14 protein-coding genes and 1 other RNA gene are annotated in these 15,183 nt (G+C 39.1%); 10 read left to right on the top strand and 5 right to left on the bottom strand.

The genetic code is table 11. The annotated features are described in order from the left end of the window. Positions 1-26 precede the first annotated feature (26 nt). Positions 27-2,312: a patatin-like phospholipase family protein gene (locus F3059_RS13235; RefSeq protein WP_151170074.1), complete on the top strand. Its 2,286-nt coding sequence runs from the start codon at positions 27-29 to the stop codon at positions 2,310-2,312. Positions 2,313-2,322: 10 nt separating this feature from the next. Here the strand turns inward: F3059_RS13235 and rnpB are convergent. Beyond that, positions 2,323-2,649, bottom strand: an RNA gene (rnpB, locus tag F3059_RS13230) — RNase P RNA component class A. Between the two features lie 22 nt (positions 2,650-2,671). After that, on the bottom strand, positions 2,672-3,250 hold the full coding sequence (locus F3059_RS13225; RefSeq protein ID WP_151170072.1) for a Smr/MutS family protein: 579 nt from the start codon (positions 3,248-3,250) through the stop codon (positions 2,672-2,674). 106 nt (positions 3,251-3,356) lie between these two features. On the opposite strand from F3059_RS13225, the gene surE reads away from it, so the two are divergent. Genes surE through F3059_RS13205 form a run of 4 tightly spaced genes read left to right on the top strand, consistent with a single transcriptional unit; the run spans position 3,357 to position 6,746 of the window. Next, positions 3,357-4,121, top strand: a complete 765-nt coding sequence (surE, locus tag F3059_RS13220; RefSeq protein ID WP_151170070.1) for a 5'/3'-nucleotidase SurE — start codon at positions 3,357-3,359, stop codon at positions 4,119-4,121. Further along, complete coding sequence (locus tag F3059_RS13215) at positions 4,122-4,403, top strand: hypothetical protein (protein ID WP_151170068.1); 282 nt, start codon at positions 4,122-4,124, stop codon at positions 4,401-4,403. It begins immediately after the preceding gene. A 9-nt stretch (positions 4,404-4,412) separates the two neighbouring features. Next, a complete protein-coding gene (gene lpxB / locus F3059_RS13210) occupies positions 4,413-5,525 on the top strand; it encodes a lipid-A-disaccharide synthase (RefSeq protein WP_151170065.1) in 1,113 nt (370 codons plus the stop codon). Between the two features lie 51 nt (positions 5,526-5,576). Beyond that, a complete protein-coding gene (locus F3059_RS13205; protein WP_151170063.1) occupies positions 5,577-6,746 on the top strand; it encodes a SpoIID/LytB domain-containing protein in 1,170 nt (389 codons plus the stop codon). Between the two features lie 52 nt (positions 6,747-6,798). On the opposite strand, the gene F3059_RS13200 is transcribed toward F3059_RS13205, so the two are convergent. Beyond that, positions 6,799-7,038 (bottom strand): hypothetical protein, encoded by a 240-nt coding sequence (locus tag F3059_RS13200; RefSeq protein WP_151170061.1) that lies wholly within the window; start codon positions 7,036-7,038, stop codon positions 6,799-6,801. Positions 7,039-7,207: 169 nt separating this feature from the next. On the opposite strand from F3059_RS13200, the gene F3059_RS13195 reads away from it, so the two are divergent. Genes F3059_RS13195 through F3059_RS13185 form a run of 3 tightly spaced genes read left to right on the top strand, consistent with a single transcriptional unit; the run spans position 7,208 to position 9,833 of the window. Continuing rightward, complete coding sequence (locus F3059_RS13195; RefSeq protein WP_151170059.1) at positions 7,208-8,242, top strand: Gfo/Idh/MocA family protein; 1,035 nt, start codon at positions 7,208-7,210, stop codon at positions 8,240-8,242. Then, positions 8,239-9,258 (top strand): Gfo/Idh/MocA family protein, encoded by a 1,020-nt coding sequence (locus F3059_RS13190; RefSeq protein WP_151170057.1) that lies wholly within the window; start codon positions 8,239-8,241, stop codon positions 9,256-9,258. The genes F3059_RS13195 and F3059_RS13190 overlap by 4 nt, the downstream gene beginning before the upstream one ends. Further along, the gene (locus tag F3059_RS13185) at positions 9,255-9,833 is read left to right on the top strand and encodes a non-canonical purine NTP diphosphatase (RefSeq protein ID WP_151170055.1); all 579 of its coding nucleotides are present in this window, start codon (positions 9,255-9,257) and stop codon (positions 9,831-9,833) included. The genes F3059_RS13190 and F3059_RS13185 overlap by 4 nt, the downstream gene beginning before the upstream one ends. Positions 9,834-9,899: 66 nt before the next feature. Here F3059_RS13185 and F3059_RS13180 read toward each other — a convergent pair whose 3' ends face one another. Next, the gene (locus F3059_RS13180) at positions 9,900-11,951 is read right to left on the bottom strand and encodes a ComEC/Rec2 family competence protein (protein WP_151170053.1); all 2,052 of its coding nucleotides are present in this window, start codon (positions 11,949-11,951) and stop codon (positions 9,900-9,902) included. A gap of 95 nt (positions 11,952-12,046) precedes the next feature. Between F3059_RS13180 and F3059_RS13175 the strand changes: the two genes are divergently transcribed. Both F3059_RS13175 and F3059_RS13170 read left to right on the top strand, forming a co-directional pair. Continuing rightward, complete coding sequence (locus F3059_RS13175) at positions 12,047-13,921, top strand: LTA synthase family protein (RefSeq protein ID WP_151170051.1); 1,875 nt, start codon at positions 12,047-12,049, stop codon at positions 13,919-13,921. Further along, positions 13,918-14,793 (top strand): diacylglycerol/lipid kinase family protein, encoded by an 876-nt coding sequence (locus tag F3059_RS13170; RefSeq protein ID WP_151170049.1) that lies wholly within the window; start codon positions 13,918-13,920, stop codon positions 14,791-14,793. The genes F3059_RS13175 and F3059_RS13170 overlap by 4 nt, the downstream gene beginning before the upstream one ends. Positions 14,794-14,797: 4 nt before the next feature. Here F3059_RS13170 and F3059_RS13165 read toward each other — a convergent pair whose 3' ends face one another. Beyond that, positions 14,798-15,100 (bottom strand): nucleotidyltransferase domain-containing protein, encoded by a 303-nt coding sequence (locus F3059_RS13165; RefSeq protein ID WP_151170047.1) that lies wholly within the window; start codon positions 15,098-15,100, stop codon positions 14,798-14,800. Positions 15,101-15,183 lie beyond the last annotated feature (83 nt).

Raw genomic sequence — 15,183 nt, 5'->3', positions numbered from 1 at the left:
TATTTATATTTGGGGAAATTGCTTGAATGGCAGCTTCCCCAAATTTTTTTAAAGATATTTGGAAAAGAGTCGTATTCTTTTTTCCCTCTCAACTGGTTCTTATCCACCTCAAAAAGAATCAGGCCTTACTGCTTTTTTGGCTTTTTCTATTTGGAAGTATTTCTGGAAATATTCTCAAAAAATACGGAGCCCACAACTTATTCCTCTATCCTGAATACCTGGGAGAAGTAAACTTCTTATCTCACTTCGTTACCGGTTTTGCATTTGGTGGGTTTACTATGGCCTATTTTATCTCCAGTTACATTCTCAATGGAGACCGTTTCCCAATTCTTGCTACATTAGGTAAACCTTTTGCCAAATATTGCCTCAATTCTTTTATTATACCGCTCTCCTTTTTCACGTACTACACCATAACACTTTACAACTACCAGGTTCTCCAACAATTGGATACTCCACTGGAAGTTATCACTAGACTAATTGGATTATTTGGGGGAGTATTTTTGTTCATCTTTCTCACACTTGCCTATTTCCTCAATACAAACAAAAGTTTCCAAAAGCTATTTGGTGATTTTCAGCTAAAGAAACGTCCACAGGGTGAGCGACCAATGCAAAATGTATATTCGAAGCCCGAGCGTTGGTATAGCTACCTAAGCAGAGCTAAAGAATGGAACGTTGTAACTTACCTCCACTCTCCTACCAAAATTAAGCTGGCCAGAGACATTGCGCATTACGATACTAAAATGCTCAAAACAGTTTTCGCTCAAAACCATGTGAATGCATCAATCTTCGAAATACTCCTCATACTTTCGATTATCTTTTTCAGCTTTTACCGTGAAACGGCTATTTTCATGCTTCCGGCAGCCGCCAGTGTTATTCTTATTCTCACAATGATTCTCATGTTAGCCAGTGCTATTTACAGTTGGCTTAAAGGATGGTCAACTTTACTTTTCATCATCATTCTCTTCAGCTATAATTATCTCTCTCAAAATCCAGATTTCACTTTTAAGAGTTATGCCTATGGCCTTTCTTATGACAGGGAGCCTGCCAAATACTCTAATGAAGAAATTGAAAAGTACGCTTACGACTCAACTAAAATTGATGAGGATAAAGAAAATACACGTAAAATTCTTGAAAACTGGAAAATCCATAATTCCGGATCTGACCAAAACAAACCAAAACTGGTTTTACTCAATTGTTCAGGTGGTGGATTGAGAGCTACAATGTGGACATTTAGAGTGCTTCAACATCTCGATAGCATTTCAAATGATGAGTTCTTCAACCAAACACAATTTATAACAGGATCAAGTGGTGGTATGCTGGGGGCTGCTTATTACAGAGAGCTATACAGGCAACGTTTTTCTGATTCGTCAATCGATCTAAACGATGAAAAGTACGTCAATAAAATCAGTACCGATTTACTCAACACCGTTATTCTCAATCTTTCACTTCACGATTGGTTGTTGAGATTGAGAAAGTTTTCTTACAAAGGCGAGTTTTATACAAAGGATAGAGGTTATGCCTTTGAGCAACAATTAAATGAAAATACAAATGGAGTACTGGACAGGACAATTGGCGACTACAATGCTGAAGAAAAGCTCGCTAAAATACCGATGTTCCTGCTCTCCCCCACAATTACAAATGACGGCCGAAAGTTGAACATTGCGAGTCAGCCCGTTTCGTATTTGAGTCAGCCGTTATCCGGATCGACCTCCCAAAAGTTGATCGGTTCAGTGGATTATCGCCAGCTATTTCACAATCAGAACCCTGACAACCTCAGTTTTTTGAGTGCTCTTAGAATGAATGCCACTTTCTTCTACATACTCCCCAATGTGGCCTTACCAACAGAGCCCATGACTGAAGTCATAGATGCTGGTATTCGCGATAACTACGGCTTCACGAATACGCTTCATTATATCAACACTTTTGAAGATTGGATCTTAGAAAATACGAGCGGAATAGTCATCGTGCAAATTCGCGACCGATTCAAAGAAACCGAGATTGACGAAAAACCGGTTAGAAGTCTTTTCCAGTCATTTTTGAGGCCGATTGAAGCTGTTTCAAAAAACTATCTCAATATTCAAAACTTCCAACACGATGAAATGTTTGGGTATCTTTCGCCTGAGTTAAAGAAACAAATACACGTTGTCGAGTTCAATCTTCTGCGCAATACAAGTGATGAAATATCACTGTCCTGGCATCTAACCAAAAAGGAAAAATTGAGAATTAAATCAGCCATTTATTCAGATTACAACAAAGAACAAACAGAGCGAATTAAAAATCTGCTCTACCAAAATGGCGAAGCCCCACAGTAACTGTGAGGCTTCATGTTGCAATCCCGTAAGCCGGATTCTGTTCTATGCCATCATTTATCTTCTCGACCTACCCTCCCCGTTTAGGCGGGCAGCCTTCAAGCCGGGGTTTACATGGTCTTTCAGTGCCCGGGGTTTACCTGGCCAACACAATCACTTGCATTGCCGGTGAGCTCTTACCTCACCATTGCACCCATCACCAGTGACGCAAAGGTCACGGCTGGTTTGTTTTCTGTTGCACTTGCCGTTACGTAAAACGCACCTGCCTTTAACAAGCAGCGAGCCGCCCTGTACTGTCCGGACTTTCCTATCTTATAAGATCGATGGCTCGGATTGCGATACAAAAATACGCATTTCCTTCTCTACAAGCCGTATAATCTTACATAGGTTGCTCCTCTTCCGTATCGCTGAAAGGATGCATCCTCATAAGTGATGTGAGCAAAGGAGCTCAGGTATTGCCTTACTTCGATTTTTAAAACTCCTTCTCCAACTCCATGAATAACAATCAATTCGCGTACTTTTTCGCGCTCGGCACTGTCGAGGATGTGTTTTAAATATTCGAGTTGTAGTGAAACGATTTCACCATTTGTGAGGTGCTCATGTTTTTGAACAAGCTTTTCAATGTGCAAATCACACTCGGGAATTCCTTTTGGATTAACACGTTCAAAAACCTGGCTCAATGCTCCTTTCAAAGCAATGTTTATGGGAGTTTCAGCATGTTTTTCTGATGATTCATGAGTGTTGTTACCGCCACGATCAGATCCGAATTCTCGTGTCTCAAAAACCGTATTTTCTCCATCTACAAGGATTACATCAGCCGGAGAATATGGATATTCAAAACCATCGACATCAACATAGAGCTTACCTCCTTCAATCCGCGTGATTTCTCCTTCTCCGGTCTCATTTAAAAAGCGTACTTCATCTCCAACCTTGAAACGCATTCCCTATAATTTTGAAGACAAAGAAATAAAACCTCATCGTAACAACCTCCGAATATAAAAGGACATTTAATTGTGTTAATTTCGCCAGCAAAATAATGTAAGCTGTATGAGCAAACCTCTAATACTGGTAACCAATGACGATGGAGTAACAGCTCCCGGAATCCAGGCTCTGACCGAAGTTGCAAAAGAGTTTGGTGACGTGGTAGTAGTTGCTCCCGATAAACCTCAAAGTGGGATGGGCCATGCCATCACAATCAATGCTACACTTCGAGTTCAGGAGTTGAAAAGTAAAAATGATGTTCCTGTTTACAGTACAACAGGAACACCGGTTGACTGCGTGAAACTCGCTGTTAATGAAATCCTGGACCGCAAGCCAGATTTGATCTTATCAGGGATAAATCACGGTACAAATGCCAGTATCAATGTCATTTATTCCGGTACTATGTCTGCTGCTATTGAGGGTTGTTTAGAAGGAATCCCGTCAATTGGCTTTTCACTCACCAATCACAGTATTGATGCTGATTTTACATCGGCTAAGCACTACGCTAAAAAAATTGTCCCGCAAATACTAGAAAACGGACTCGAAAAAGGCGTTTGTCTCAATGTTAATATTCCTGATATGGGGATCAATGAAATTGCGGGAATTAGAGTTTGCAGGCAAGCCAATGCCAACTGGATTGAAGAGTTTGATCGCAGAGAAGATCCATCTGGCAGACCCTATTACTGGCTTACCGGGCACTTTGAAAACTACGATGAAAAAGATGATACGGATATCAGTGCCCTGGAACAGAACTATGTGAGCATAGTGCCCGTTCAATACGACTTAACTGCTTATTCATCATTGAAAAAACTGAGTAAACTCGACTTTTAGATGCTTGAAAAAGACAAAATGATTACCGGTGTTCTCATTGGTATTCTATTACCTGTTGTGCTCTATGCCCTGTTTTACTTTATCATGCAGGCATCTGGCATTTACATTACAAATACACTTACTGAAAAAACCATACTTTTTTTAATTGGTATTAATGCATTTTTCATGAGACACTTCATGGTAAAACGCGAACAGGATCAAATTGGGAAAGGAATTCTACTGGTCACTTTTTTAGGAGCTATCGTTTACGTTATCTACTATTACGCGGGAGCCATCGTTTAAAAAGAAAAAATGAAGTATTATATCATAGCAGGTGAAGCATCGGGTGATTTACATGCCGGAAATCTCATCAAGCATCTTAGAAAAAAAGATCCTGATGCTACGGTCAGAGCCTGGGGCGGTGATCGTATGCAAAACGAAGGAGCTACCATCGTCAAGCACTACCGCGATTTAGCGTTCATGGGATTCGTAGAAGTGCTCCTCAACCTGCGAACGATTCTCAAAAACATAAGCTTTTGCAAAAAAGACATTGAGGAATTCAATCCCGATGTTATAATATTCATCGACTATCCTGGATTCAACCTCCGCATTGCCGAATGGGCCAAAGAAAAAGGATACAAAACAATCTATTACATCTCCCCGCAAATTTGGGCATGGAAGCAATCACGTGTTCACAAAATCAAAAAATGTGTCGATCACATGTTCGTGATCTTACCATTTGAGAAAGACTTTTATGGAAAGTTTGATTACGATGTAACATTTGTCGGTCACCCACTACTCGATGCTGTCGAGCAATACCAGGAGGAAAAGCCGAAATTCCAGACATTTTGTGAACACAATGAGCTACCTGACAAACCGATTATCTCTTTATTACCGGGAAGCCGAAAGCAGGAAATAAAAACGGTTCTCCCTATTATGCTCAAACTAAAAGAACAGTATCCGGATTATCAGTTTATCATTGCCGGAGCACCCTCTCAATCGCCAGAGTTCTACGAACCATTTACACGAAAAAAAGGTGTAAATGTTCTATACGGAAAAACTTATGAACTCCTACAGCAATCAAAGGCTGCATTGGTAACCTCCGGAACAGCTACATTAGAAACTGCACTTTTTGATGTTCCGCAAGTTGTTTGCTACAAGGGAAGCTCAATTTCTTATTGGATTGCACGCAGTTTGATCAAAGTCAACTACATATCACTCGTAAACCTCATAATGGACGAGGAAATAGTTAAAGAACTAATTCAGAGTGACCTCAATCCTAAAAAACTGAAAAGCGAATTAGACAGTATTCTGACTGGTGTTGGCAGAGCTAAAATGCTCGATGATTACATAAAGTTACGCAAAAAACTGGGCGGTACTGGTGCTTCTGAAAATGTAGCCAACGAAGTGTTGAAAACTCTTTGATCTCATTAAAAACGGCTCGATAATTGAAATTAATTTTGAATTCGAAATTTCATGAGAGCACTCATTCTTATATCGCTGTTATTTTGGATAACACTGGGATCATTTGGGCAACACTCTGACCGTGTTAGAGTTGGTTTGTTTTGGAATGAACGACCAGCAAGTGTTATCGTAAGACCCGATGCCGGTGCTTACCAGGTTTACGGTGACGGTAAACTGGTCACCACTCTACATGGGATGGGACTGTTTCAAATCAGTATCCAAAACGGATTGATTGAAGTCAAAAACTTTTCGAAATCTTACGGCCGTTTTAAACAGGTAAAACTTGTAGAACGCGATCCATTTAGCCGATTCAAAATCAAACCTGTTTCATCTGATCAAATCCAGCGTATTTATGAAGATGATTTAGAAATTTCTATCTATCAAAACAGGCTTAAAATCATCAACGAAGCCACAATGGCAAATTATGTTGCCGGTGTTGTTCAAAGTGAATCAGGTAATGGACACGAACCTGAGTTTTATAAAGTTCAGTCAATAATATCAAGAACCTACGCACTCAAGCATTTTGATAAATATGAAAAACTAGGATTTAATCTGTGCGATCGAGTAAACTCTCAGGTTTACAAAACCTACGGTTACAACGACACCATAAAGCAGGCGGTAAAAGAAACCAGGGATATCGTAATGGTTGATGCTGAAATTAACCTGGTGACAGCAGCTTTTCATTCAAACTCAGGTGGAGAAACAATCAACTCTGAAGATACCTGGACTTATCCACGACCTTACTTAAAAAGTGTTGAGGATTCATTTAGTCTCTGCATGCCTCATTTTGAATGGGAAAAGACAATTTCAAGAAGCGACTACCTTACCTATCTACATAAGTTTAAAGGTGTTGATACTACCTCCTTTTCAATTAAACGCTACTTGCTAAACTTTTGTCCTGAGAAAAGACAATCCCATTTATTTCAACAGGATTCTATAGTAGCATTAGATGATTTGAGAAAACATTTTGAATTAAGATCAACTCATTTCTGTGTCGATGCTCAAAATGATTCAATTTTAATCGTTGGAAAAGGATTTGGACACGGAGTTGGATTGAGTCAGGAAGGTGCGATGAAAATGGCAAAACTCGGCTATAATTACAGCGATATTCTTCATCATTATTACTCCAACATTCATTTGATAAAATTATCAGTTATTGATTTCTTTAAAGCTGAGAATTAAAAAAGGCTGCTCAATTAAATAAGCAGCCTTCAAATATCTATTTAGCAATAAGTTATTTCTTTTTCACTTCATAACCTTTTTGCTCTAGAAACTTAGTGAGTTCATCAACTTTTTGGTCTTCTCTCTTTTCAATTTCTTTCTCACAGCTTTTAACTATTCCTTCCAATTCTTTTAAAGTGAACTTTGCTAAAAACTGATTAGCGAAAAGAGCTTTAATTGTACCATTCTTATTCTGGTTTTCTCTAATTTTTGTTACGAGTTTACCTGGTGTTAAATTATCAGTCTGAGCCATTATTATTGTGTTTTAATTATTAGAAATCTTTAATAATCTATGATTAATTCAAAAATAACAAAATATCTATACAGATTTCACTATCCAAAATAGAAAAGTGGTTTAAAAATGTTTTTTGTTTAGTGCTTTGTTAAATTTGCGTCATCAATAATTGATCTCTTTAAAAAAGATGGAAAAAGTCAAATTTGCCGTAATAGGTCTCGGTCACATTGGTCGAAGACATGCAACTATAATAAATGAATTTCCCAATGCTCAGCTTGTTGGATTAATGGATAAAAACCAGGAGGCCAGCAAACATGAGCTCGTTCCCGCTAAAGTGCCTTTTTACACAGATCTGGAACAAATGATAAAAGAAACAGATCCTGATGTTATCAATATTTGCACTCCTAATGGCTCACATACTGATTATGCTTTAGAATGTCTTCAACACAAGCGCCATGTGGTGATTGAAAAACCAATGGGCCTCAGCAAAGCAAAAGCTGAAGAGGTAATCTTTAAAGCTCTACAGGTTTCAAAACAGGTGTTTGTAGTGAAGCAAAATCGCTACAGTCCGCCATCAAAATGGTTGAAGGAAATTGTAGAAGAAGATAAACTCGGTGATATTCACATGGTTCAAATCAATTGCTACTGGAACCGTGATGATCGCTATTACAAAAAAGGTGGCTGGAAAGGAAACCTTGAACTGGATGGTGGAACATTGTACACTCAGTTCAGTCATTTCATTGATATAATGTATTGGGTATTTGGTGACATTACGAATATCAAAGCCAACTTTGCCGATTTCAATCACCATGACCTAACAGATTTTGAAGATTCAGGTGTTGTCAATTTCAACTTTGTGAATGGCGGAGTTGGTTGTATCAACTTCTCAACTGCTGTTTGGGACACAAACATGGAAAGCTCAATAACAGTGGTCGGATCCAAAGGATCTATCAAAATTGGTGGGCAATACATGAATGAAATTGAATATTGTCATGTTGACGGAATGGATATACCGGAATTGCCTCCAACAAATCCGCCAAATGACTATGGTCCTTTCAAAGGGTCTGCAGCTAATCACCATTACGTAATTGAAAACGTTGTCAACACTCTCAACGGTAAAGACACCATTACAGCAAATGCGCTCGAAGGACTTAAGGTTGTGGAAATCATTGAACGCATTTATGAAACGCGTGATTTAGTAGAAATTAAAAAGAAGAAATGAGTCAGCCCATTCGTTTTGGAATAATGGGATGCGGATATATCGCACAACGGCATCTCAAACATATCATCGATCATCCCGGTGCAACAGCTGTTGGACTCTATGACAGCTATGCTGATGCTGCCCAATCACTCGAAAACGAATACCAGGTTCCCTGCTACACAAACCTCGATGATTTTCTCGGATCTGACTGTGATATAGTTGTAATTTGTACGCCAAACGGCACACATGCTGAACTGGCAATCAAATCGATGAAGGCCGGAAAACACGTTTTAGTTGAAAAACCGATGGCTACCTCAGTTGAGGATGCTCAAAAAATGGTAGAAATAGCTAAAGAACTCAACCGGTTTTTATATGTGGTTAAACAAAACCGCTACAACCCTCCAGTTCAAGCTGTTAAAAAACTAATCGACAACGAGAGTTTAGGTAATCTTCAACTTGTATCGCTTAACTGCTTTTGGAATAGAAACGAAGCTTATTACAAAAACTCTAACTGGAAAGGCTCGAAGGAACTCGATGGTGGTATTTTATATACCCAATTCAGTCACTTCATTGATATCCTTTATTACTTCTTTGGTGATATTGAGGGAGTAAACGGTTATATTGGAAACTTTGGTCATCAAAACCTGATTGACTTTGAAGATACCGGATCGTTTAATTTCAAAGTGAAATCTGGTGGTGTTGGAAATATGAGCGTGAGTACCTGTGCTTATAATCAAAACATGGAAGGTTCTATCACAATGATTGGCGATAACGGAACCATTAAAATTGGCGGGAAATACCTCAACACTATTGACTACCAGCAAACAAATGGTTTTGACATCAAGCACCTACCGCAATCGAGTCCGGCCAATAATTACGGATTTTACCAGGGCTCAATGTCGAATCATGACAAGGTTATCGATAATGTAGTGGAAGCTTTAAACGGACAAGCCGAAATCATGACTACAGCAGATGACGGACTGCAGGTTGTTAAAATGATCGATCAATTTTACAAATCGGCAAAGTGGATATCATGAAAATTGTATTCGCCACAAACAATCCCAACAAACTGAAAGAGGTTCAGAGTATTCTTGGAGATAAATTCGAGATTCTATCACTTAAAGATGTGAATATTGAAACGGACATTCCTGAGGATCACGAAACATTGTGGGAAAATGCACTCCAAAAAGCAGAATTCATTTACAATAAAACAAACCTCCCCTGCTTTGCTGATGATACCGGACTTGAGGTTGATGCATTAGACGGTGCTCCCGGAGTCTACTCAGCCCGCTATGCTGGCGAAAAAGCCACATCAGATCAAAATATAGACAAGTTGCTCAAAGAGCTCGAAAGTGAAACTAACCGAAAAGCACGCTTCAAAACGGTCATTGCTTTTGTCACCGGTAAGCAAAACCATTTTTTCGAGGGAGTTTGTAATGGTCAGATCCTCAACTCCAGGCAAGGTGACGAAGGCTTTGGCTACGATCCCATTTTTATCCCTGACGATTATTCAGTGTCTTTTGCTGAGATGCCTTCAGCAGAAAAAAACGAAATAAGCCACCGCGGACTAGCAGTTCAAAAGTTTGCCAAATTCATGCGTGAATTGAATTGATTTTATAACTAAACAGGATCGTAATCCATTTTGGTTATAACTTTTCGGGATTACGATCCGTTTTGGTTATATTTTCTCATAAACAAAAGCCCCTTCTTTAGCCACATCGTAAACTTCAATATTGTTTTCATTTGCTATTTCGGTCAGAGCCTTGCTCCTGCCGGCCGAGTTGGTAGCTTCAAGAATGATTTTATCAATCTTGTTTGAAGTGAAAAACTCAACAGGAATAAACCCTCCGTCACTAATAACAACCCAGTCAAACTTCAAATTTTGTGGGTACGTTTCTCTCTCACCAAAAAGATGGAGGATCACTTTATTATCAAACTCGTAAACGGATGAATCTTGCTTTACCTTTTTCTCGCTCACAGACTTACCTCTCAGCAATCCGCGTTTCCAAAGATGGTGGTCAACATGAAAAAGCAACTGGTCTTCATTCCCCAAAAATGAAGCGGTGGAATGAACATTACCGCTACTTCCATTTATGAAAGCTAAAGCTGGATCTGACCGTGTGCTGTAAACTGTAAAAAGCTGTTGATTGGATTGAGCGTGTTTTTCAACAATTTGATAGCCTAAAAACACAATCAAAAGTCCTGTGAGATAGAAAAAAGCCTTCTTTTTGCGCGCCATAAAGGCAAACAACATAGACGCAATTATGAAGTAAATCAAATAGGTCTCAAGAACAGTAATGTCGATTCCTGCAAGAATAGAGTTTGGCAATTGATCAACTAAATTCACAATAAAATTCAAAAACCTAACTTCATACTTCAAAGCTAAACCAACAAGGCCGCCTATAACCGAAACCCATGAAATTGCAAGATAAATCAGTCCGGTTGTGAGAATTAAAAATGCGCACGGAATAACGGCCAGGTTTGACAACAAAAAATAATTAGGGAACTGGTGAAAATACAAAAAGCCCAATGGAGCAGTAGCTAATTGTGCACTTACTGAGACACAACTTATTTCCCAAACCCATCTTAAAATTGGGTTTTCAATTGTGAGGAAACTACTCAGCCACGGCTGAATCAAAATAATACCCAAAACTGCTAAATAGCTCAACTGCATACCAACTTCCATTATCCTGAACGGACCAAAAACCAGCAAAATGAAAAAGGCTGATGCGGCTATTGTGTTGTAAATATTTGTATGCCGGTTAAAGACTGTAGCAAAAACGACAAAAGTGAGCATTGTTGCTGCTCTAATAACAGAAGCGGATAATCCGGTTAGAATTGCATAACTCCAAATTCCGCCCAGCAACAAAGATCCACGCAACCATTTCTTTCGATACAGAACCGGCAATATTTTTAGCAACTTTTCTATTACTAAATAGATAATACCAACGTGAAGTCCGGATACTGCCAGAACATGCATAGCGCCAGCACTTGCAAAAGCAGATCGTGTTTGGGAAGTCAGTTCGTCTTTGTAACCTAAAATAAGTGCAGATGCAATGGCATGTTCGTCATTTTGCGGTATGACTTCTTTTAATTGCTCCATTAACTTTTGGCGAGCAAAAATTGCAAATGCCTGAATGGGATTTCCATTTCCTTCGCTCAACAAGCTGTCCTTTTCAACCGAAACATAACCGCTATGGTAAATGTGGTGATGAAACAAATAGCGTTTATAGTCAAATTGTCCGGGATTCTTTGGACCTTCAATTTCATTTAATTGAGTTGTGATCAACCTTTTGTCACCGTAGCTGAGTGAAAGCGTATCATCAAAGTAAATAATGGCTTTGCCAGTTACGGGCAAAAAACTATCATTTTTCACAATCTCTAAAACCTCTACCTCAGCCTTAATGGAGTTTTCCTTAATGTGGGGTTCCTCTACTATTTCAATTAGTAAAGTATCTTTATCACTCAATTGATCTCCAATCGGATTATCTTTAAACCTCAAAATACTCGACTCAGCCAGCAAGTAGCCAAAAAGAGCAAAAACCGGAATCGCAATTATTCCAAAAACTCGTCTTTGTTTTTTAAGAATTGAGAGGAGCAAACAACTAAAAAGAACAAGCCCTATAGAAATGGGAGTAGAAATGTTTTTAGGAAAATATGAGCACAAAATTACACCGCCAATAAATGGCAATATGCATCGGCTAAGTGGTATTAAGCGGATTAGTTGCACGCCTAAATATAATGATTTTTAACTAATTGCCATATACTCCATTTCTAATTCAAATTTGAGCAACTCGAAAAATCAAATTAAGCTACATTTGCCGCATGGCTGAATACCTCAAGCACATCGGCATATTAGCAAAGCGGTTAGCTGTTGTTTTGCTCCTGTTCACAATTTGCCGTGTACTTTTTTGGATTTTCAACGCATCGTATTTTCAGGATGTCACAGCAAGTGTCTTTTTGGGTGGATTGCGGTTCGATTTATCAGCAATTTTCATTCTCAACTCTCCACTCATTATTTTTCACCTTATCCCCTTTCCGTTTAGATCCAAGAATTGGTATCAAACGTTCCTAAAGGTGTTATTTATCATCATCAATTCACTACTCCTCGCCTTCAACCTCATCGATCTCGAATATTTCAAGTTTACTTTTAAACGCAGTACCGCTGACCTCCTCCAACTCATGACACTGGGAGATGATGTCGTCAACCTCCTTCCTCAATTCATGATTGATTACTGGTACATCCCACTGATCTTAGTGGTTCTGATCGTGGTGATGAATTTCCTTTACGGTCAGATCCGATTTAAGCCGGCAGATAACCCAAAAGCAAGCATCCGTTACTACATCATTCACTCAGTGATTTTCGTAATCGGGATAGCGTTTAGTGTCCTTATTGGTCGTGGTGGCGCACAATATGTTCCGATTAACATCATGGATGCCAGTCAGTACGCTACAACACAAAATATTCCGCTGGTTCTGAACACTCCTTTTGCCATCATGAAAACAGTTGGCAAATCGAATGTTGAAACACAACATTACTTTTCTGAAGAACAGGCAGATTCATATTTCAATACCAAACTACACATCAAATCGAGTGGCGAAAATCCTAACTTCGTCATACTCATTCTCGAAAGTTTTTCTGAAGAATACGTTGGTGCCCTGAACGGGAACCTGCCTACCTACACTCCTTTTTTAGACTCGCTGATCAATAACTCCATTCGCTTTGAAGCCGGATATGCCAACGGGCGAAAATCGGTTGAAGCAATGCCTGCTATAGTCTCCAATGTTCCGGCTTTGATGACAACACCTTATATTCAATCTGCCTACGGAGGGAATTCTGTAACTGCTCTTCCAGAAGTTTTAGGTGAAATGGGGTATTCTACTTCTTTTTTCCACGGAGGCAATAATGGAACAATGGGTTTTGATGCATTTGCTTATGCAGCCGGATTTAACCGATATGTGGGTAGAGATGAATACCCTTACGAAGGCGACTACGATGGAAACTGGGGAATATTTGATGAACCGTTTCTCCAGTTCTACGCTGATGAGCTAGAAAAAGAAAAGCAGCCATTTATGAGTTGTATGTTTACCCTGAGCAGTCATCACCCTTTTAAAATCCCTGAGCAGTACAAAACCAAATTCAACGGAGAAGATTTACCGCTAAAAAACAGTATTCGTTATGCTGATCATGCTCTCAAAAAGTTTTTTGAAAAAGCCCGTAAAGCGAGCTGGTTTGAAAATACCTGGTTCATCTTAACTGCTGATCACACCAGTATTCCGCAAGAACAATTCTACCGAAAAAGAGTTGGTTCGTACCGTGTCCCAATCGCTTTTTACCATCCTAAAAAAGAAGGAAAAAAGAAAAAAGGAATCATCCAACACACTGATATCATGCCTTCAATCCTTCATTTATCTAATTATCAAGGGGATATTATCCGTTTTGGATACAATGTTTTTGAAGAGGAAAACAGATATGCATTTGGGTACATCAATAACAATTACCACATCATAGATAACCGCTACATCGTTGGTTTTGACGGCAAAGAAGTAAAAGCAATTTTCGACTACAAAAACGATCCGCTCCTTCAGGAAAACCTGGTTAAAAAAGGCATACAAAAACCTGAGATGGTAAAAACGCTAAAATCTGTCATTCAACAATTCAACGACAGACTAATTTCCAATAACCTGGTTCTGAGATGACAACATTCATAACCAAAATAATCGTGAATCCCAACTCGGGACATAAAGATGCTTTGCAATCTGAGCGTGACATTGATCGGTACCTTGATAAAAGCAGATTCAAATACGACATCGTAGAATCAAAGTACCGCGGACACACATCAGAGTTGGCAAAAGAAGCTGTAGAAAACAACTACGACCTTGTAATAGCTGTTGGCGGTGACGGCACTGTTAACGAAATCGGTTCGGTTCTGACCGATACCGAAACTGCTATGGCTATTCTACCAAAAGGATCAGGAAATGGTGTTGCTCGATGCCTGCAGATTCCTGTGAAATTCAAGAAGGCAATTGAACACTTGAATTACAGTGCTACTTTCCAACGAATTGATACTGCTTTGCTCAATAATAGACCATTCATAGGATTGGCTGGCATCGGTTTTGACGGATTGATCAGTCATGAATTTGACCGGTATGCTTCAAGAGGTTTAACCGGATATTTAAGAGCTGTTAGCAAGCACTTTTTAAAATTTAAACCGGCTAAGTTTAAGGTAACAGCAGAGGATGAACAATTAGAAGTGAAAGGGTTTTTGGCTGTAATTGCAAATAGTGACCAATTTGGCAACAATGCTCGTATTGCACCAAAAGCCAATATGCAGGACGGATTGCTCAACCTGGTTATCGTGAAAGATGCACCAAAGATCACGTTACTCACAGCTGTTTTGAGACTATTTGGAAAAAGCTTTGACAAGAGCAAAAATGCCGTAACGCTAAAAGGCCAATACTTTAAAATTGAAACCACTTTTCATCACGCTCACCTCGATGGCGAACCAATTGAAGCGGAAAGCCCTGTTGAAGTGAAAATTAAACCGTCTTCGTTAAAGATGTTTGTTTAAAAGCTTATTTTTCAAATAGTGAAACACCCTCCTCTTCAATATGCTCCTTAAGTTCAGTGTTTTTAACTCTTGAAAGCCTAATTAAATCAACTTCATAGGGCAGCAGCAAATCAACGAGATCATTGTCGATCATGAACAAGAGACTAATATCAATATCATCTCCCTCCAGAGCTAGTTCAATATCTGTTTTGTCTCCATAATCACCTCTGGCTCTATCCCCAAACAAAATTGCCTTTTGAACTTGCGGATACCTACCAAGTATTTCTCTTATCCTATCGATTGTAAACTGCGTTAAACCATGATCCATTACACATATCAGATTTTTTCAAATCTAAACATTATCAATACCAACTTTTAGGTATTTATTTAGAATTAGTCTAAATACCGTGT

Source organism: Salibacter halophilus, assembly GCF_008806325.1.
GTDB lineage: Bacteria > Bacteroidota > Bacteroidia > Flavobacteriales_G > Salibacteraceae > Salibacter > Salibacter halophilus.
Note: the sequence above shows the minus strand (reverse complement) of the source record. Positions and strands in the feature narration are given on the sequence as shown.